General features: G+C 66.8%; 15 protein-coding genes, 1 tRNA gene and 1 pseudogene. All 17 read right to left on the reverse strand.

Annotated features, from left to right (window positions below):
- Positions 1 to 5 precede the first annotated feature (5 nt).
- The 17 genes and pseudogenes from F0357_RS06275 to F0357_RS06355 all read right to left on the reverse strand — a co-directional run bounded on the left by F0357_RS06275 (position 6) and on the right by F0357_RS06355 (position 18,486).
- Positions 6 to 1,681 (reverse strand): annotated as a pseudogene (locus F0357_RS06275) (ribonuclease J).
- Complete coding sequence (locus F0357_RS06280; protein WP_153479567.1) at positions 1,678 to 2,511, reverse strand: biotin--[acetyl-CoA-carboxylase] ligase; 834 nt, start codon at positions 2,509 to 2,511, stop codon at positions 1,678 to 1,680. Before F0357_RS06280 ends, F0357_RS06275 begins: the two are co-directional and overlap by 4 nt.
- A gap of 4 nt (positions 2,512 to 2,515) precedes the next feature.
- Entirely contained in the window at positions 2,516 to 3,946 is a 1,431-nt protein-coding gene (gene nuoN, locus F0357_RS06285) for an NADH-quinone oxidoreductase subunit NuoN (protein WP_153479568.1), read from the reverse strand.
- A 155-nt stretch (positions 3,947 to 4,101) separates the two neighbouring features.
- Positions 4,102 to 5,619 (reverse strand): NADH-quinone oxidoreductase subunit M, encoded by a 1,518-nt coding sequence (locus F0357_RS06290; protein WP_153479569.1) that lies wholly within the window; start codon positions 5,617 to 5,619, stop codon positions 4,102 to 4,104.
- Positions 5,619 to 7,724, reverse strand: coding sequence for an NADH-quinone oxidoreductase subunit L (gene nuoL, locus F0357_RS06295; protein ID WP_153479570.1), 2,106 nt, complete (start codon positions 7,722 to 7,724; stop codon positions 5,619 to 5,621). The genes F0357_RS06290 and nuoL overlap by 1 nt, the downstream gene beginning before the upstream one ends.
- A gap of 7 nt (positions 7,725 to 7,731) precedes the next feature.
- Entirely contained in the window at positions 7,732 to 8,040 is a 309-nt protein-coding gene (gene nuoK / locus F0357_RS06300) for an NADH-quinone oxidoreductase subunit NuoK (protein ID WP_153479571.1), read from the reverse strand.
- A gap of 83 nt (positions 8,041 to 8,123) precedes the next feature.
- Complete coding sequence (locus F0357_RS06305) at positions 8,124 to 8,732, reverse strand: NADH-quinone oxidoreductase subunit J (RefSeq protein WP_153479572.1); 609 nt, start codon at positions 8,730 to 8,732, stop codon at positions 8,124 to 8,126.
- A gap of 158 nt (positions 8,733 to 8,890) precedes the next feature.
- Positions 8,891 to 9,379, reverse strand: coding sequence for an NADH-quinone oxidoreductase subunit NuoI (nuoI, locus tag F0357_RS06310; RefSeq protein WP_153479573.1), 489 nt, complete (start codon positions 9,377 to 9,379; stop codon positions 8,891 to 8,893).
- A gap of 57 nt (positions 9,380 to 9,436) precedes the next feature.
- Positions 9,437 to 10,513, reverse strand: coding sequence for an NADH-quinone oxidoreductase subunit NuoH (gene nuoH / locus F0357_RS06315; RefSeq protein WP_153479574.1), 1,077 nt, complete (start codon positions 10,511 to 10,513; stop codon positions 9,437 to 9,439).
- Positions 10,514 to 10,534: 21 nt separating this feature from the next.
- On the reverse strand, positions 10,535 to 12,619 hold the full coding sequence (gene nuoG, locus F0357_RS06320) for an NADH-quinone oxidoreductase subunit NuoG (RefSeq protein WP_153479575.1): 2,085 nt from the start codon (positions 12,617 to 12,619) through the stop codon (positions 10,535 to 10,537).
- Positions 12,620 to 12,637: 18 nt separating this feature from the next.
- Positions 12,638 to 13,942: an NADH-quinone oxidoreductase subunit NuoF gene (nuoF, locus tag F0357_RS06325; protein ID WP_153479576.1), complete on the reverse strand. Its 1,305-nt coding sequence runs from the start codon at positions 13,940 to 13,942 to the stop codon at positions 12,638 to 12,640.
- Between the two features lie 15 nt (positions 13,943 to 13,957).
- A complete protein-coding gene (gene nuoE, locus F0357_RS06330) occupies positions 13,958 to 14,758 on the reverse strand; it encodes an NADH-quinone oxidoreductase subunit NuoE (protein ID WP_153479577.1) in 801 nt (266 codons plus the stop codon).
- Positions 14,758 to 15,948, reverse strand: a complete 1,191-nt coding sequence (locus F0357_RS06335; protein ID WP_312861479.1) for an NADH-quinone oxidoreductase subunit D — start codon at positions 15,946 to 15,948, stop codon at positions 14,758 to 14,760. Before F0357_RS06335 ends, nuoE begins: the two co-directional genes overlap by 1 nt.
- 126 nt (positions 15,949 to 16,074) lie before the next feature.
- Positions 16,075 to 16,677: an NADH-quinone oxidoreductase subunit C gene (locus F0357_RS06340; RefSeq protein WP_153479579.1), complete on the reverse strand. Its 603-nt coding sequence runs from the start codon at positions 16,675 to 16,677 to the stop codon at positions 16,075 to 16,077.
- A 39-nt stretch (positions 16,678 to 16,716) separates the two neighbouring features.
- Positions 16,717 to 17,295, reverse strand: coding sequence for a NuoB/complex I 20 kDa subunit family protein (locus F0357_RS06345; RefSeq protein WP_153479580.1), 579 nt, complete (start codon positions 17,293 to 17,295; stop codon positions 16,717 to 16,719).
- The gene (locus F0357_RS06350; RefSeq protein ID WP_153479581.1) at positions 17,286 to 17,651 is read right to left on the reverse strand and encodes an NADH-quinone oxidoreductase subunit A; all 366 of its coding nucleotides are present in this window, start codon (positions 17,649 to 17,651) and stop codon (positions 17,286 to 17,288) included. The genes F0357_RS06345 and F0357_RS06350 overlap by 10 nt, the downstream gene beginning before the upstream one ends.
- A gap of 758 nt (positions 17,652 to 18,409) precedes the next feature.
- A tRNA-Asp gene (locus tag F0357_RS06355) sits at positions 18,410 to 18,486 on the reverse strand.
- Positions 18,487 to 18,657: the final 171 nt, after the last annotated feature.

Below are 18,657 nucleotides of genomic sequence, written 5' to 3' on the forward strand. Positions count from 1 at the left end.
GCGGCTCAGTCCGTCGTCACCGTGACGCGGCAGACCGGCTTCTTGCCCCATTCGGCTGCGACCGCAGACCGGGCGGCGCGGCGCACCGCCTCCGCCACGAGCCCATGGTCCTTGCGGCGCGGCTTCGGGATCGAAGAATAGGCGCCATCGACCGCCTTCGCCACGATCTCCTCGAAGGCGCGGCCATCCGCCGTTTCGACCGGCACGCCGACGAGCGTGATCGCCGGCGCTGCCAATTCCTCGCCGCGCGGATCGAGGGCGAGCGAGACCACGATCACCCCCCGAAGGAAAGCCGGCGGCGGTCGTCGACGCCGGACATCTCCGGCTCCAGAAGCAGGCGGCCGTCGCGGTAGAGCCGGCCGGCGAAGACCTCGTCGACCTCCACCGCCGGACCCGGGGCCAAGCGGATCATCGCGCCGTTGCGGCCGACCACCACCTCGCCGACGCCGAGGCTGCGGGCGAGCTTGGCATGCTCGGCCAAGTGCAGCGGCTCGCCGTGGACCGGCAGCGCGACCTGCGGCTTGAGGAGACCGTAGAGCTCGGCGAGCTCGTCGCGGCGGGGATGGCCGGAGACGTGCACGAGGCCGTCATGGTCCGTCATGATGTCGATGCCGCGCGCGGCGAGCGCGTTCACGATCGACCCGACCGCCTTCTCGTTGCCGGGAATGGTTCGCGAGGAGAAGATCACGAGATCGCCCGGCGAGAGCGCGATGGCGCGGTGATCGTCCGACGCGATACGGGCGAGCGCGGCGCGCGGCTCGCCCTGACTGCCGGTCAACAGCGCCACCACCTTGTCCGGCGGCAGATAGCCGTAGGCATCCTCGTCGAGCACGGGCCTGAGGCCGTCGAGATAGCCGAGCTCCTCGGAGATATCGAGCACACGGCGCATGGCGCGGCCGAGCACCACGACCTCGCGATCGTTCGCCTGGGCGGCCGCGATGACCGCGCGCAGGCGGGCGACGTTGGAGGCGAAGGTGGTGACGGCGACGCGCCGGGGCGCCTTGGCGATGATCTCGGTCAGCGAGGCCGCGACGTCGATCTCCGAAGGCGAGCGGCCGGACCGCGTGGCGTTGGTCGAATCGCAGATGAAGGCGCGCACGCCCTCGCGGCCGATCTCGGCGAAGCGGGCGAGGTCGATCGGCAGGCCGAGGCCGGGCGTCGGATCGATCTTCCAGTCGCCGGAATGGACCGCCGTGCCGACCGCCGTGCGGATCACCAGGGCGTTCGGCTCGGGGATCGAGTGGGAGACGGCGACGAATTCGAGATCGAACGGGCCGAGCGCCCAGCGGGCACCCTGATCGACCTCGACGATCTCGATTTCGGGCGCGCCCGGCTCGCTCTCCATCTTCGCCTCGAGCATGGCGGCGGTGAAGGCGGTCGCATAGACCGGCGCCTTGAGCCGCGGCCAGAGATCGAGGAGCGCGCCGTAATGGTCTTCGTGGGCGTGGGTCACCACGATGCCGAGCAGATTGTCGCGCTCGGCCTCGATGAAGGCGATGTCGGGCATCACCACGTCGACGCCGGGCTCACGCTCACCGCCGAAAGAGATGCCGCAATCGACCATCAGCCATTGGCGGTGCTTCGGCGGACCGAAGCCGTAGAGCGCCATGTTCATGCCGATCTCGCCGACGCCGCCGAGCGGCAGAAAGACGAGTTCGGACTCAGAGTGGGTCTTCTTCATGTTCGCGCTGTTGCCGCCACTCCGAAGTGCACCTCGCCGGCGGTGATGCGCTTCACGGTTCCGTTCTCCGCCCGGACGACGAGGCGTCCCTCTTCGTCGAGCGTTTCGAATGTTCCTTCGACGACCTCGCCGCCGACGCGCACCGCCACGCGCCCGCCGAGGCCGGCTGCGCGGGTGAGCCACGCCCGTCGCACGTCCTTGAAGCCGCGCCCACCGTCCCACATCGCCTCGATGCCGGTCCAGGCCTCGGCGAGGGCAGTGAACACGTCATCGGCGGTGACGGAGAGGCCGACATCGCGAAGCGAGGTCGCCGGATAGGGCAGGCCCTCGGGAGAATACGCGACATTGACGCCGATGCCGATCACGAGCGCGGTACGGCCGTGGCCGAGATCCTCGCGCTCGAGCATGATGCCGGAGAGCTTGGCGCCACCGAGCAACACGTCGTTCGGCCACTTGAGGGCGAGCCGGTCGCCGGCCGAGGGCCCAGCCCCGTCGGCGCCGTCGAGCAGGACGCGGGCGTCGAGAGCCGGGGCGACGCGGCGCAGCGCCTCGTCGAGCGATAGGCCGGCGACGAAGCCGAGCGTGGCGGCAGCGAGCGGGTCGAGATCGACGATTTTCAGAAGGCTCGCGGCAAGATTGCCGGTCGGCGTCTCCCAGGCCCGGCCGCGGCGACCGCGCCCCGCGGTCTGGGCCCGTGCCACGACCCAGAGATCGCCGGCATCGCCCGCCCGCGCGCGCTCCATCGCTTCCGTGTTGGTGGAACCGATGGTCTCATAGGCGGCGAGACGATATCCGGCGTCGCGGGCCCGAGGGCCGAGGATGAAGGCCATTCCGTCAGAACAGGCTCGCGGCGGCGGCGCTGGCGGCCTCCACGAGCGGCGCGGCGAACACCACGAAGAACAGCACCACGATGCCGCTGAGGCCGAGGACGACGCGCAGTTCGCCCGGCATCGGCTCGAGCGCGCCCGGCGATTCGTCGAAGTACATCACCTTGACGACCCGCAGATAATAGAAGGCGCCCACGACCGAAGTGAGCACGCCGATGACCGACAGGATGTAGAGCCCGGCGTGTATGGCGGCGGCGAACACGTAGAACTTGGCGAAGAAGCCGGCGAGCGGCGGGATTCCGGCGAGCGAGAACATGATCATCGCCAGGACGAAGGCCATCACCGGGTTGGTGCGCGAGAGGCCGCCGAGGTCCTGGACCTCCTCGACCATCACGCCGGCGCGGCGCATCGACAGGATGCAGGCGAAGGCACCGAAGGTCATGGCGAGGTAGATCGTCATGTAGATGATGACGCCCTGGACGCCCTCCTGGGTGCCGGCGGCGAGGCCGACCAACGCGAATCCCATGTGGCCGATCGAGGAATAGGCCATCAGACGCTTGATGTTGCGCTGGCCGATCGCGGCGAAGGAGCCGAGCGCCATCGACGCGATCGAGACGAACACGACGATCTGCTGCCAGGCGAGATCGACGGTACCGAAGGCGTCGATCGCGATGCGCACGAACACGGCCATGGCCGCAATCTTCGGCGAGGCGGCGAAGAAGGCGGTGACCGGGGTCGGGGCGCCTTCATAGACGTCCGGCGTCCACATGTGGAACGGCACGGCCGAGATCTTGAAGCAGAGGCCGGCGAGCACGAACACGATGCCGAACACGAAGCCCGTGGTGGTCTCGCCGTTCGAAACCGCATGGGCGATCGCGGCGAAGCCGGTCTGGCCGGTGAAGCCGTACACGAGCGACATGCCGTAGAGCATCATGCCGGACGAGAGCGCGCCGAGGACGAAATACTTCAGGCCCGCCTCGGTCGCCTTCAACGAGTCGCGGTGGATCGCCGCCATCACGTAAAGCGAAAGGCTCATCAGCTCGAGCCCGAGATAGAGCGCGATGAGGTCGGTCGCCGAGATCAGCATCATCATGCCGACGGTCGAGAGCACGATCACCACCGGATATTCGAAGCTCTCGAACTTCTCGTTCCGCACGTAGGTCGTCGACACCACGATCGCGAGCGCCGAGCCGATCAGGGCGAGAAGCTTGAGGAAGCGGCCGAACGGATCGGAGACGAAGGCGCCCGAGAAGGTCGAGCCGTAGTGCGGCGCGAAGGCGACGATCGCGGCGATCACGAGCAGCAGAATGACCGCCAGCCCGCGCACGGCCCCGGCCGCGCGCTCCCCGGCGAACACGCCGATCAGAAGGAGCACGAGCGCGCCAAGCGCCAGCAGGATCTCCGGCATCGCCGGCATAAGATCGGGCAGCGTCGCCATCTGGTTGTCGCCTCTCGTCCTTGGTCCGAGGACCGGCGACTTCGCGCCCGGCCTCGTCGTCTCATCTCAGCGGATGGCGGACCGCGCTCGGAACGCGCGATCGACGCCGCCTTCGAGAACCGGCCGGCGCGAAAGCGCGGCCGGTTCCGGGATCGTCACGGCGCGATCGACGCCGTCTTGCTCAGGTGGCCGAAATCGGCGGCAGCCTCGACCTTCGACACGATCTGCGACACGGAGGCCGCGGTCACGTCGTTGATCGGCTTCGGCCACACGCCGAAGAGGACGGTCAGCACGATGAGCGGCACCAGCAGGAACTTCTCGCGCAGCGACAGATCGAGCATGGACTTCAGGCTGTCCTTGTCGAGCGCACCGAACACCACCCGGCGATAGAGCCAGAGGGCGTAGGCGGCCGAGAAGATGACGCCGGTCGTCGCGAACAGCGCAACCCAGGTGTTGACCTGGAAGGCGGCGAGCAGGGTCAGGAACTCGCCGAGGAAGCCCGATGTGCCCGGTAGGCCGACATTCGCCATGGTGAACACCATGAAGGCGAAGGCATACCACGGCATCCGGTTGACGAGGCCGCCATAGGCCGCGATCTCGCGGGTGTGCATGCGGTCATAGACGACGCCGACGCAGAGGAACAGCGCGCCCGAGACGATGCCGTGGGACAGCATCTGGAACAGGCCGCCCTGGATGCCCTGCTGGGTCGCCGTGAAGATGCCCATCGTCACGTAGCCCATGTGGGCGACCGACGAATAGGCGATCAGCTTCTTCATGTCCTGCTGCATCAGGGCGACGATCGAGGTGTAGATGATCGCCACCACCGACAGGGTGAAGATCAGCGGCGCCAGATCCGCGCTCGCGACCGGGAACATCGGCAGCGAGAAGCGCAGGAAGCCGTAGCCGCCCATCTTCAGAAGAATGCCGGCGAGGATGACCGAGCCGGCGGTCGGCGCCTCGACGTGGGCGTCGGGAAGCCAGGTGTGGACCGGCCACATCGGCATCTTCACCGCGAACGAGGCGAAGAAGGCGATCCATAGCCATGTCTGCATGCTCACCGGGAATGGGTGGGCGAGCAGGGCGACGATATCGGTCGTGCCGGCGTTCCAATACATCGCCATGATGGCGAGCAGCATCAGCACCGAGCCGAGCAGCGTGAAGAGGAAGAACTTGAAGCTCGCATAGACGCGGCGCGGCCCGCCCCACACGCCGATGATGATGAACATCGGGATGAGGCCGCCTTCGAAGAAGACGTAGAAGAGCAGGAGGTCGAGCGCGCAGAACACGCCGATCATGAGCGTCTCGAGAACGAGGAACGCGATCATGTACTCTTTGACGCGAATCTTGACCGAGTCCCACGACGCCAGGATGCAGAACGGCATCAGGAAGGTCGTGAGGATGACGAACAGCATCGAGATGCCGTCGACGCCCATCTTGTAGACGATAGTCTTGCCGAGCCAGCCGGCCTCTTCGACGAACTGGAAGCCCGGGTTCGCGGTGTCGAAGCCGGCCCAGACGAAGAGCGAGATCAGGAAGGTGACGATCGTCGTGATCAGCGCGATCCGGCGGATGTTCGTCAGGGCCGCCTCGTCCTCCCCGCGCACGGAAAGGATGAAGACGACGCCGACGAGCGGCAGGAACGTGATGATCGAGAGCAGCGGCCAGGCGCTCATCACGGAGTTCCTCCCGAGAACATGGACCAAGTGACGAGGAGCGCGACGCCGATGAGCATCACGAAGGCGTAGTGGTAGACGTAGCCGGTCTGCAGACGGACGACGCGCTGGGTGACGTCGATGACACGGGCCGACACGCCGTCCGGACCGAACCCGTCGATCAGCCAACCGTCACCCTTCTTCCAGAGGAAGGTCGACAGGCGCTTGATCGGACGTACGAACAGGAAGTCGTAGAGCTCGTCGAAATACCACTTGTTGAGCAGGAACTTGTAGAGCCCCTGGTGGCGCGCGGCGACACCCGCCGGCTGCTCCGGATGCAGGAAGTAGTACCAGAAGGCGAGCCACATGCCGGCCGCCATGGCGACCGTCGGCGCGAACTTCGCCCAACCCGGCACCATCGTCTCCATGTCGTGGAGGACGTGATTGTCAGCAGCGAAGAACAGGGCGCTCTTCCAGAACTCCTTGTATTCCTCGCCGATGAAGACGCCGTGGAAGACGAGGCCAGCGAACAGCGCGCCGAGCGAGAGGACGACGAGCGGCACGAGCATCACCCACGGGGATTCGTGGACGTGGGCCATAACCTCCGCACTCGCCCGGGGCTTGCCGAAGAAGGTCATGTAGATCTGGCGCCAGGTGTAGAAGGCGGTCAGCAGCGCGGCGATCGTCGTCATCCAGAAGGCGTACTGGCTGAAGGCGTTGTGGCCAGCATAGGTCGCCTCGATGATGGCGTCCTTCGAGAAGTAGCCGGCGGTCAGCGGGAAGCCGGTCAGCGCGAGCGAACCGAACATCATGCCCCAGAAGGTGAAGGGGATGTGCTTCCGCAGGCCACCCATCAGACGCATGTCCTGCTCGCCGCCGACAGCATGGATCACCGAGCCGGCGCCGAGGAAGAGCAGCGCCTTGAAGAAGGCGTGCGTGAAGAGGTGGAAGATCGCGACGTTGAAGGCGCCGACGCCGAGCGCGGCGAACATGTAGCCGAGCTGCGAGCAGGTCGAGTAGGCGATCACCCGCTTGATGTCGTTCTGCACGCAGCCGATCGTCGCCGCGAAGAAGGCGGTGGTGGCACCGACCAGCGTGACGACGGTGAGCGCGTCCGGGGACTGCTCGAACACCGGCGACAGGCGGGCGACCATGAACACGCCGGCGGTCACCATCGTGGCGGCGTGGATGAGGGCCGAGACCGGGGTCGGGCCTTCCATCGCGTCGGGCAGCCAGGTGTGCAGCAGGAACTGCGCCGACTTGCCCATCGCGCCCATGAAGAGCAGCAGGCAGATCACGGTCGCGGCGTTGAAGTCGTGGCCGAGGAAGTGGATCGTCTTGGTGGCGAGGCCCGGAGCGGCGGCGAAGACCTGATCGAAGCCGACCGCACCGGTCGTCATGAACAGGCCGAAGATGCCGAGCAGGAAGCCGAAGTCGCCGACGCGGTTGACCACGAAGGCCTTGATGGCGGCGGCGCAGGCCGACGGCTTCTGGAACCAGAAACCGATGAGCAGGTAGGACGCGAGACCGACGCCCTCCCAGCCGAAGAACATCTGCAGGAGGTTGTCCGCCGTCACCAGCATCAGCATGGCGAAGGTGAACAGCGACAGATAGGCGAAGAAGCGCGGCCGGTAGGGATCGTGGGCCATGTAGCCCATCGAATAGAGGTGCACGAGCGCCGACACGGTGTTGACGACGACGAGCATCACCACCGTCAGGGTGTCGATCTTGAGCGCCCAGTTGAACGACAGCGAGCCCGAGGTCACCCAGTTCATGAGGTCGATGGTGGCGACCGGGTGATCGCCCAGGCCGACCTGAACGAACGCGACCCACGAGAGCAGCGCGGAAACGATCAGGAGGCCCGTCGTCACCACTTCGGCGAAGCGGGAGCCGGGGGCGGCGTGCACATGGTGCTCGTCGTGGCCGTGATCGCCGTGGCCATGATCGTCATGCGCGACGGCGTGCGCCGCCGCCGGCGCCGCAGCACCATGGGAGGCCGCGCCGTGGTCGTCGTGACCGTGCCCGCCGCCGGACGGCGGCGGTACGTTCGCCGACGAGCCGAACAGCGTCGTCAGGCCGGCGATCAGGAAGCCGAGCAGCGGCAGAAAGACGATGAGGTGGTACATCGTGCCCTCAGCCCTTCATCAGGTTGATGTCTTCGACCGCGATCGAGCCGCGGTTGCGGTAGAAGACGACGAGGATGGCGAGACCGATGGCCGCCTCGGCCGCGGCGACGGTGAGGATCAGGAGCGCGAATACCTGGCCGACCATGTCGTGCAGGAAGGCCGAGAACGCGACGAAGTTGATGTTGACCGAGAGCAGGATGAGCTCGATCGACATCAGGATGATGATGACGTTCTTCCGATTCAGGAAGATGCCGAAGATCCCGAGCGTGAACAGGATCGCCGCCACTGCCAGATAGTGCGAGAGACCAACCGCCATCGCTCTTCCGTCCTCTTCGTAAGTCTCGCCGGCGCGGTTCGCCCCGGCCCCGGCCGCCCGCACGAGGGCTCGCCGTTGGGAAATCAGATGCCCTTGCGGGATGCCACCTTGCGGACCTCGACGCCGGTCTCCGGCGTGCGCGCCACCTGGTCGGCGATGTTCTGCCGCTTCACGCCAACCTTGTGACGTAGGGTCAGCACGATCGCGCCGATCATCGCGACGAGGAGCACGAGGCCCGCCGCCTGGAAGAAGTAGACGTACCGCGTGTAGAGGATCTGCCCGAGCGCCTGGATGTTGGTGAGGCCGTCCGGCATCGGGGCCGCCACCGCCTGCCCCGCCACCTGCGGATCGATCACCCAGGTCGCGAGCACGAGGAGGAGCTCGACGAGGAGGATGAGGCCGACCAGCGCACCGATCGGCAGATATTGCAGGAAGCCCTGGCGCAGCGCGACGAAGTCGACGTCGAGCATCATCACGACGAACAGGAACAGCACCGCCACCGCGCCGACATAGACGACGATGAGGAGCAGCGCCAGATATTCGGCGTGGAGCAACATGAAGAGCCCCGCCGCATTCACGAAGGCGAGGATCAGGAACAACACCGAGTGGACCGGGTTGCGCGAGGAGATGACGAGAAAGGCCGACGCCACCGCAACGGCGGAGAAGATATAGAAGAATAGGGTCTGGATCATTCCTGCCCCCGCTGCCTTTCCGTCCTGCTCGGGCCGCGCGTTCCCCGCCTCCGGGGGCCGTGCCTGTCGACCGAGGCCGCCCTCGCGGCTCATTCCGTCACCGCCTCGGGGCGGCTCCGACCGCGGGACGCGCCCGCGGCCAACCTCTCGTCACCCGCTCAGCGATAGGGCGCGTCAGCCGCGATGGACGACGCGATCTCGCGCTCCCACCGGTCGCCGTTCGCGAGCAGGCGGGCCTTGTCGTAATAGAGCTCTTCGCGGGTCTCCACGGAGAACTCGAAGTTCGGTCCCTCGACGATCGCATCGACCGGGCAGGCCTCCTGGCAGAAGCCGCAATAGATGCACTTCACCATGTCGATGTCGTAACGGGTCGTGCGCCGGGTACCGTCGTTGCGGCGCGGACCCGCCTCGATGGTGATCGCCTGCGCCGGGCAGATCGCCTCGCAGAGCTTGCAGGCGATGCAGCGCTCTTCGCCGTTCGGATAGCGGCGCAGCGCATGCTCGCCGCGGAAGCGCGGGCTGAGCGGCCCCTTCTCGAAGGGATAGTTCAGCGTCGTCTTGGGAGCGAAGAAATAGCGCATCGCGAGCACGAACGCCGAGACGAACTCGGCGAGCAGCAACGACTTGGCAGCCTGACTAAGACGCATCGCCGATGCCTCCTTGAACCAATCGAGACGCCGCGGACAGCCGAGCCATCACGCGCCTCACGAAGCCATGCCCGGTGCCCAGCCGGTGATCTGAAGGACCACGGCGACGAGGAACACCATGACGAGCGACAAAGGCAGGAACACCTTCCAGCCGAGCCGCATGAGTTGGTCGTAGCGATAGCGGGGCACGAAGGCCTTCACCATCGCGAACATGAAGAACACGAGCAGCGCCTTGATCAGGAACCACACGATGCCCGGCACCCAGGTGAACGGGGCGACGGCGATCGGGGGCAGCCAGCCGCCCATGAAGAGGATCGCGGTCAGGGAGCACATCGTGGCGATCGCCACATATTCGCTGAGCATGAACAGCACGTACGGGGTCGAGCCGTACTCGACCATGAAGCCGGCGACGAGCTCGGATTCCGCTTCCGTCAGATCGAACGGCGGGCGGTTCGTCTCGGCGAGCGCCGAGATGAAGAACACGATGAACATCGGGAACAGCGGCAGCCAGTACCAGTTCAGGAACGACAGCCAGGGCAGCCCGATCAGCGTCGCGAGCCCGTGGTTCTGCTGCGCCTCGACGATCGCCGAGAGATTGAGCGAGCCGGCGCAGAGCAGCACGGTGACGACGACGAAGCCGATCGAAACTTCGTAGGAGACCATCTGCGCGGCCGAGCGTAGCGCCGACAGGAACGGATATTTCGAGTTCGACGCCCAGCCGGCCATGATGACGCCGTACACGCCGAGCGAGGAGATCGCGAGGATGTAGAGGATGCCGAGATTGATGTCGGCGATCACCCAGTTCTTGGCGACCGGGATCACCGCCCAGGCGCCGAGCGCGAGCAGCACCGAGATGAACGGTGCGAGCAGGAACAGCGCCTTGTCGGAGCTCGCCGGGATCGTCGGCTCCTTCAGGACGAACTTGATGAGGTCGGCGAACGACTGGAACAGGCCCCATGGCCCGACCACGTTCGGACCGCGGCGCAACTGCACCGCCGCCCAGACCTTGCGGTCGGCGTAGAGGATGTAGGCGATCACGACGAGCAGGACGACGAGGAGCACGAGGCTCTCGATCAACATCCACAGGAAGGGGATGAAGTAGGTCGTCCAGAAGTCCGGGGTCTCAGGCGTCATCGAGCGTTCCTCAACCCTGCTTCATTCCGCCGCTTCGGCGAGGCGCGCGTGGGCGAGCGCCGAGCACTCGGCCATCACCGCCGAGGCGCGGGCGATCGGGTTCGTCAGATAGAAGTCCGACACCGTGGACACGAAGGCGCCCGGGCCCGTCGTCCCGCCGATCTCGGCGAGCTTCGCGACGGCGCCGCTATAGGCGGGCTCGATGCGGTCGGCGCGGCCGAGGTGGGGATGCGCCGCGACCATCGCCGCCCGCAGCTCCGCGAACGAGTCGTAAGGGAGCTGGGCGCCGATGAGCGCGGACAAGGCGCGCAGGATGGCCCAATCTTCGCGGGCGTCGCCCGGCGGGAAGGCCGCCCGGTTGCCGCGCTGGACGCGACCCTCGGTGTTGACCCAGGTGCCCGGCTTTTCGGTGTAGGCGGCGCCCGGCAGGATGACGTCGGCGCGGTGGGCGCCGGCATCGCCGTGGGTGCCGATATAGACGACGAAGGCGCCGCCGAGGCGGTCGAGCGCGAACTCGTCCGCACCGAGCAGAACCGCCACGTCGAGGCCACCCTCGAGCATGCCTTCGAGATCGCGGCCGCCCGGACCCGGCACGAAGCCGACATCGAGTGCGCCGACGCGGGCGGCGGCGGTGTGCAGCATGGAGAAGCCGTTCCAATCGGCACCGACCGCGCCGACCTTCACCGCGAGCTGGGCGGCGAGCGAGAGGATCGCGAGGCCGTCCGGCCGGGCGAGCGCGCCCTGGCCGACCACGATCAGCGGCCGCTGCGCCTTGCCGAGCACCTCGGCGAAGGAGTGCTTTCCGGCGACCAGATCGGCGAGCGTCTCGGCGCCCGCACCGAGGGTCGCGGCATGGTAGGTCAGGTCCGTCGCGTCGCCGATCACGCCGACCGGGAGCGGGCCCTGGCGCCAGCGCTTGCGGATGCGGGCGTTGAGGACCGGGGCTTCCCTGCGCGGGTTGGCCCCGACGAGGAGCACCGCGTCGGCCTTCTCGATGCCGGCGATGGTCGCGTTGAAGACGTAGGAGGCGCGGCCGAACGCCGGATCGAGCTTGGTGCCGTCCTGGCGGGCGTCGATGTTGGCGACGCCGAGGCGGCCGGCGAGATCCTTGAGCGCGAAGAGTTCTTCGGTCGAGGCGAGGTCGCCGGCGACGATGCCGATGCGGTCCTTCGGCGCGGCCTTCACCTTCTCGGCGATGAGCGCGAACGCCTCCGGCCACGACGCCGGCACGAGGCGGCCGTCACGGCGGACATAAGGCCGGTCGAGGCGCTGGGTCTTCAGACCGTCCCAGATGTAGCGGGTCTTGTCCGAGATCCATTCCTCGTTGACCGCCTCGTTGAGGCGCGGCAGCACGCGCATCACTTCGCGGCCACGGGTGTCGACGCGGATGTTGGAGCCGACCGCGTCCATGACGTCGATCGATTCGGTCTTCGCGAGCTCCCAAGGCCGCGCCTTGAAGGCGTAGGGCTTCGAGGTCAGGGCGCCGACCGGGCAGAGGTCGACGACGTTGCCCTGGAGCTCCGACGACATCGCGTGCTCGATATAGGTGGTGATCTCCATGTCCTCGCCGCGCCCGGTGGCGCCGAGGTCGGAGACGCCGGCCACCTCCGTCGTGAAGCGGACGCAGCGCGTGCAGTGGATGCACCGCGTCATCACCGTCTTCACGAGGGGGCCGATATATTTGTCCTCGACCGCCCGCTTGTTCTCGTGGAAGCGGGAGCCCGAGACGCCGTAGGCCATCGACTGGTCCTGCAGATCGCACTCGCCGCCCTGATCGCAGATCGGGCAATCCAGCGGGTGGTTGATCAGCAGGAACTCCATGGTGCCCTCGCGGGCCTTCTTCACCATGGGCGTGCGGGTGAACATCTCCGGCGGCTCGCCGTTCGGGCCGGGCCGCATGTCCTTGACCGCCATGGCGCACGAGGCGACCGGCTTCGGCGGACCGCCCTTCACCTCGACGAGGCACATCCGGCAATTGCCGGCGACCGACAGACGCTCATGGAAACAGAAGCGCGGAATTTCGGCCCCCGCGACCTCCGCCGCCTGCAGCAGCGTGGTCTCCGGCGGCACATCCACTTCGATCCCGTCGACGATGATCTTGGCCATGATGCCGATGTCCCTCGCCTACTCGGCCGCCGCCAGCGTCACGCCGGGAACGGCGCGGCTGTGGTAGGCGTCGATCCGCTCCTCGATGAGCGGACGGAAATGCCGGATCAAACCCTGGATCGGCCACGCCGCGGCGTCGCCGAGCGCACAGATGGTGTGACCCTCGATCTGGGTGGTGACCTGGAGAAGGAGGTCGATCTCCTTCTTCTCGGCTTCACCCTTCACGAGGCGCTCCATCACGCGCCACATCCAGCCGGTGCCCTCACGGCAGGGCGTGCACTGGCCGCAGCTCTCGTGCTTGTAGAAGTGCGACAGCCGGGCGATCGCCTTGATGACGTCGGTCGACTTATCCATCACGATCACGGCCGCGGTGCCGAGGCCGGACTTCAGATTGCGCAGGGTGTCGAAATCCATCGACAGCTCCTGGCACTGCGCCGCCGGCAGGAGCGGCACCGAAGAGCCGCCCGGGATCACGGCGAGCAGGTTGTCCCAGCCGCCGCGCACGCCGCCGCAATGCTTCTCGATGAGCGTGCGGAAATCGATGCCCATCTCCTCTTCCACCGTGCACGGCTTGTTCACGTGGCCGGAGATGCAGAAGAGCTTGGTGCCGACATTGTTCGGCTTGCCGAGGCTCGAGAACCATTGCGGGCCGCGGCGCAGGATGGTCGGCGCCACCGCGATGGACTCGACGTTGTTGACCGTCGTCGGGCAGCCGTAGAGGCCCATGTTCGCCGGGAACGGCGGCTTCAGGCGCGGCTGACCCTTCTTGCCCTCGAGGCTCTCGAGCAGCGCGGTCTCCTCGCCGCAGATATAGGCCCCCGCGCCGTGGTGGACGTAGAGGTCGAAATCCCAGCCGTGGATGTTGTTCTTGCCGATGAGCCGGGCCTCGTAGGCCTGGTCGATCGCCGCCTGCAGGCGCTCGCGCTCGCGGATGAACTCGCCGCGGACGTAGATGTAGCAGGCGTGCGCGCCCATCGCGAAGCTCGCGATGAGACAGCCTTCGACGAGGTGATGCGGATCGTGCCGCAGGATCTCGCGGTCCTTGCAGGTGCCCGGCTCGGACTCGTCGGCGTTGACGACGAGATAATGCGGCCGCTCCGGCGAGACGTTCTTCGGCATGAACGACCACTTGAGGCCGGTCGGGAAGCCGGCGCCGCCGCGGCCGCGCAGACCCGAAGCCTTCATCTGGTCGATGATCCAGTCGCGGCCCTTCTCGATGATGGTCTTGGTGCCATCCCAGGAACCGCGCTGACGTGCGCCTTCGAGCCCCCAATCTTGGAGGCCGTAGATGTTGGTGAAGATCCGGTCCTTGTCCTCAAGCATGTCCGGTCCTTCCGATCACGACGCCGTGCCGGGAGCCTTCGGTGCCGCCGCGGCGGCATCCTCGGGCTTCACGGGGGTCTTGCCTTCGGCCGCGCGGGCGCCGGGCGAGTCCGACTTGGACTGCTCGGGACGCGGCGTATCCTTCGGGGTCCCGACCGAAACCGGGGCCTGATCGTCCGTCTGGCCGAAGGTCGGCGCCGGACGGTTGGTGAACTGAGACGGGTCGGTCAGCGTCGTCGCACCGCCCTCGGGCGCCGCGAACTGGCGGCCGTTCTGAGGGCCGGGCGTCGGCGGCGTGCCGCGGTCGAAGGCGTCGATGAGCGCGTTGAAGCTCTCCGGCGTCAGGTCCTCGTAGGTGTCCTTGACGACCTGCACCATCGGGGCGTTCACGCAGGCCCCGAGGCACTCGACCTCTTCCCACGAGAAGGCGCCGTCGGCCGAGCGCGTGAACGGCTCGTGGGCGATGCGGTGCTTGCAGATCTCGATCAGCTCTTCGGCGCCGCGCAGCATGCACGGCGTCGTGCCGCACACCTGGATGTGCGCCTTGGTGCCGACCGGGGCGAGCTGGAACATGGTGTAGAAGGTCGCGACCTCGAGGACGCGGATCTTCGGCATGCCGAGGCGCTCCGCAACATAGCGGATCGCGGGCTCGGACACCCAGCCTTCCTGTTCCTGAATGCGCCACAAAAGCGGGATCACCGCGCTCTGCTGGCGGCCTTCAGGATAGTCCAGAATCTTGCGCTCAGCCCAGGCGAGATTCTCGGGCGTGAAGGCGAAGCTCTCGGGCTGCTCGTGATGAAGCCGACGGACGGACATCAGCGATCCACCTCACCGAACACGATATCGAGGGAGCCGAGCACGGCCGTGACGTCGGCCAGCATGTGCCCCCGGCACAGGAAATCCATCGACTGAAGGTGCGCGAAACCGGGCGCACGGATCTTGCAGCGATAGGGCTTGTTGGTCCCGTCGGAGACGAGATAGACGCCGAATTCGCCCTTCGGCGCCTCGACGGCGGCGTAGACCTCGCCGGCCGGCACCTTGTAGCCCTCGGTATAGAGCTTGAAGTGGTGGATGAGCGCTTCCATCGAGCGCTTCATCTCGCCGCGCTTCGGCGGCACCACCTTGCCCTGGGTCGAGGAGACCGGGCCCTGACCGGCGGCCGAGCGCAGCTTCTCGCAGCACTGGCGCATGATGCGGATCGACTGGCGCATCTCTTCCATGCGGATGAGATAGCGGTCGTAGCAATCGCCGTTCTTACCGACGGGGATGTCGAACTCGAGCTCTTCGTAGCACTCGTAGGGCTGCGACTTGCGCAGGTCCCAGGCGGCGCCGGAGCCGCGCACCATCACGCCCGAGAAGCCCCAGGCGAAGGCGTCTTCGAGGCTGACGACGCCGATATCGACGTTGCGCTGCTTGAAGATGCGGTTCGGGGTCAGCAGCGCATCGAGATCGTCGATGCGGCGCAGGCCGGCGTCGCAGAAGGCGTAGATGTCGTCGATGAGCTGCGGCGGCAGATCCTGGTGCACGCCGCCGGGCCGGAAATAGGCCGCATGCATGCGCGAGCCGGAGGCGCGCTCGTAGAACACCATCAGCTTCTCGCGCTCCTCGAAGCCCCACAGCGGCGGGGTGAGCGCGCCGACGTCCATCGCCTGCGTGGTGACGTTGAGAAGGTGCGAGAGGAGACGGCCGATCTCGGAATAGAGGACGCGGATCAACTGGCCGCGCTTGGGAACCTCGATGCCGAGCAGGCGTTCCGTCGCAAGCGCGAAGGCGTGCTCCTGGTTCATCGGCGCGCAATAATCGAGCCGGTCGAAATAGGGCACAGCCTGAAGATAGGTCTTCTGCTCGATCAGCTTCTCGGTGCCGCGGTGGAGCAGCCCGATATGCGGATCGACCCGGGTCACGACCTCGCCGTCGAGCTCCAGCACGAGCCGGAGCACGCCGTGGGCGGCCGGATGCTGCGGCCCGAAATTGATGTTGAAGTTGCGGATCTCGGCCTCGGCCACGATCAGCTCCTCTTTCGGTTCGGCACCGCCGACGGGAACACTCCACGCCGGCCCGGGATACTCCGGCCGGGCCGGAGCGAGAGTTCGATCCGCCGGGCACGCCCGGCGATCAGCCGCCGCGGCGGCTCAGTTCGGCTTCGCCTTCTCGTCGCCGGGAAGGTCGTAGGTCACGCCTTCCCACGGCGACAGGAAATCGAAGTTGCGGAATTCCTGATTGAGCCGGACCGGCTCGTAGACCACGCGCTTGCGCTCGTCGTCGTAGCGGACCTCGACGAAGCCCGTGACGGGGAAGTCCTTGCGCAGCGGATGGCCGTCGAAGCCGTAATCGGTCAAGAGCCGGCGCAGGTCCGGATGGCCCGAGAACAGGATGCCGTAGAGATCGTAGGCCTCGCGCTCGAACCAGTCGGCGCCCGGGAAGACCGGGGTGAGCGAGGGCACCGGCGTGATCTCGTCGGTCTCGACCTTGATGCGGATGCGCTGGTTGAGCCGCGGCGAGAGCAGGTGATGCACCACGTCGAAGCGGCGCGCCCGCGCCGGCCAATCGACGCCGCAGGTGTCGATGAAGCCGATGAACTGGCAGCGCTTGTCGTCTCGCAGGAAGCGCGCCACCTCGACGAGGTTGCCGCCTTCGACCGTGATCGTCAGTTCGCCCAAGCTCAGCGCGGTCCCGACGAGCTTGTCGCCGAGACGCTCGGTCAGGTAGGTCGCGAGGTCGTTCAGACCGTCCATTGCTCTCTCCGCCTCCGGCGCGCGGGCCGGATCAGGCCCTTACCGCTCGATCGTTCCGGTGCGGCGGATCTTCTTCTGGAGAAGAAGCACGCCGTAGAGGAGCGCCTCGGCGGTCGGCGGGCAGCCGGGCACGTAGATGTCGACCGGGACGACCCGATCGCAACCGCGCACCACCGAGTAGGAATAATGGTAGTAGCCGCCGCCGTTGGCGCACGAACCCATCGAGATGACGTAACGCGGCTCCGGCATCTGGTCGTAGACCTTGCGGAGCGCGGGGGCCATCTTGTTGGTGAGCGTGCCGGCGACGATCATGACGTCCGACTGACGCGGCGAGGCGCGCGGTGCGAAGCCGAAGCGCTCGCAATCGTAGCGCGGCATCGACATCTGCATCATCTCGACGGCGCAGCAGGCGAGACCGAACGTCATCCACATGAGCGAGCCGGTGCGCGCCCACTGGATGAGATTGTCCGCCGCCGTGACGATGAAGCCCTTGTCGGCCAGCTCGTCATTGATCTCGAGGAAGAACGGGTCATTCGCCCCGACCGGACGGCCGGTGTTCGGGTCGATGATTCCGGTGGGCTGGGGGGCGACGAGCGTCCCGCGCGGGCTCAGTCCCATTCCAGAGCTCCCTTCTTCCACTCGTACGCGAAGCCGATGGTGAGCACGACGAGGAACACGACCATGGAGCCGAACCCGAACCAGCCGATGTGGCCGAAGGCCGACGCCCACGGGAACAGGAAGGCCACTTCGAGATCGAAGATGATGAAGAGGATCGACACCAAGTAGAACCGCACGTCGAACTTCATGCGGGCATCATCGAAGGCGTTGAAGCCGCATTCGTACGCCGAGAGCTTCTCGCTGTCCGGGCGCTGGAAGGCGACCAGAAAGGGCGCGGCGAGGAGCGCCAGACCGATCAACCCCGCGACACCGAGGAAGACCAGGATCGGCGCATATTGCCGAAGCAGATCCGTCATGTGACGACTCGATCCTATCTGTGCGAGCCGCGGGCCACGGGCGATCCACCGCCCAGGGACCACCGCCCCGAGAGGCCCCGCTTGCACGGGGCGCGTCCGAAACCGGTCGTGTCCGCCCGCGACCGGGCCTTCCGACGACCACCGAGCGCGGCCGCCGCGATCCTCACGTGGGGGGAGCCGGTGTCGGTTCTGAACCGCCGCGGCGTCCGCCTGAAAGATTTTGCGTCGCGTGGGAGCGCGTCCGCTAAACCTTTCTCGCTTTTAGCCATTCTAAGAGGTTTGCCAAACGCTGCAACGCCTCGTGGCAGTACCGAATGCCCCGTTGCGTCACGTCGCCAGCGATCGGAGTGAGGCTTATCCCAGCCCCCGTTGCGAGGCAAGCGCGGAACGTGGAGCAAATCTAGTCTTCGCGGGAAGGACAGGCCGCGCCGCGACATGGGTGCGGGCGTCTCAGCCCCCGATCCATTGCTCTCGATGCCGCACCGCACCAATATTTCGGCCTTGAGGCCCGGAACCGGCGCCGCTGGGCCGGGCGATTTGCACATCGAACGTGGCCGGCGCGTCACACCGACAACGCCCGCCTCGCGGAAAGCGCACAACGCCCCGATGGCACGCCGCGCGTCGCTCGCCCACGGCTTCATAACGAACTACGCCGGAGCGCTTCGGACCGTGACCAGCAGCAGTCGTCGTACGGTCATGAAGAGAGAATGATATGGCGTCGCTGATCGAGATTTTAAGGGATGTCGATCGGAGATGAGTGGCGGGAGTGACGGGGCTCGAACCCGCGACCTCCGGCGTGACAGGCCGGCGCTCTAACCAACTGAGCTACACCCCCGGAGCCGGCTGCGTTCTTGCCGCGCCGAGGCGAGGGGGGAGGTACGATGCGGGCCGCGCAATGTCAAGCGCCTCGCTTTCGGCTTTCTCATTCGCCCCGATTTGAACCCGACTTGCCCACAGGCCTGTTGAAAACCTTCCCGGCGCGGCTGACGCCTTCGTGCGGAACCCG

This window comes from Segnochrobactrum spirostomi (genome assembly GCF_009600605.1).
Lineage (GTDB): Bacteria > Pseudomonadota > Alphaproteobacteria > Rhizobiales > Segnochrobactraceae > Segnochrobactrum > Segnochrobactrum spirostomi.

Coding starts and splice junctions, on each gene's coding strand:
- F0357_RS06350 (WP_153479581.1), bottom strand. CDS start 17,651: ATGACGGATCTGCTTCGGCAATATGCGCCGATCCTGGTCTTCCTCGGT.
- nuoG (WP_153479575.1), bottom strand. CDS start 12,619: ATGGCCAAGATCATCGTCGACGGGATCGAAGTGGATGTGCCGCCGGAG.
- nuoN (WP_153479568.1), bottom strand. CDS start 3,946: ATGGCGACGCTGCCCGATCTTATGCCGGCGATGCCGGAGATCCTGCTG.
- F0357_RS06340 (WP_153479579.1), bottom strand. CDS start 16,677: ATGGACGGTCTGAACGACCTCGCGACCTACCTGACCGAGCGTCTCGGC.
- F0357_RS06345 (WP_153479580.1), bottom strand. CDS start 17,295: ATGGGACTGAGCCCGCGCGGGACGCTCGTCGCCCCCCAGCCCACCGGA.
- F0357_RS06280 (WP_153479567.1), bottom strand. CDS start 2,511: ATGGCCTTCATCCTCGGCCCTCGGGCCCGCGACGCCGGATATCGTCTC.
- nuoE (WP_153479577.1), bottom strand. CDS start 14,758: ATGTCCGTCCGTCGGCTTCATCACGAGCAGCCCGAGAGCTTCGCCTTC.
- nuoK (WP_153479571.1), bottom strand. CDS start 8,040: ATGGCGGTTGGTCTCTCGCACTATCTGGCAGTGGCGGCGATCCTGTTC.
- nuoI (WP_153479573.1), bottom strand. CDS start 9,379: ATGCGTCTTAGTCAGGCTGCCAAGTCGTTGCTGCTCGCCGAGTTCGTC.
- nuoL (WP_153479570.1), bottom strand. CDS start 7,724: ATGTACCACCTCATCGTCTTTCTGCCGCTGCTCGGCTTCCTGATCGCC.
- nuoH (WP_153479574.1), bottom strand. CDS start 10,513: ATGACGCCTGAGACCCCGGACTTCTGGACGACCTACTTCATCCCCTTC.
- F0357_RS06290 (WP_153479569.1), bottom strand. CDS start 5,619: ATGAGCGCCTGGCCGCTGCTCTCGATCATCACGTTCCTGCCGCTCGTC.
- nuoF (WP_153479576.1), bottom strand. CDS start 13,942: ATGCTTGAGGACAAGGACCGGATCTTCACCAACATCTACGGCCTCCAA.
- F0357_RS06305 (WP_153479572.1), bottom strand. CDS start 8,732: ATGATCCAGACCCTATTCTTCTATATCTTCTCCGCCGTTGCGGTGGCG.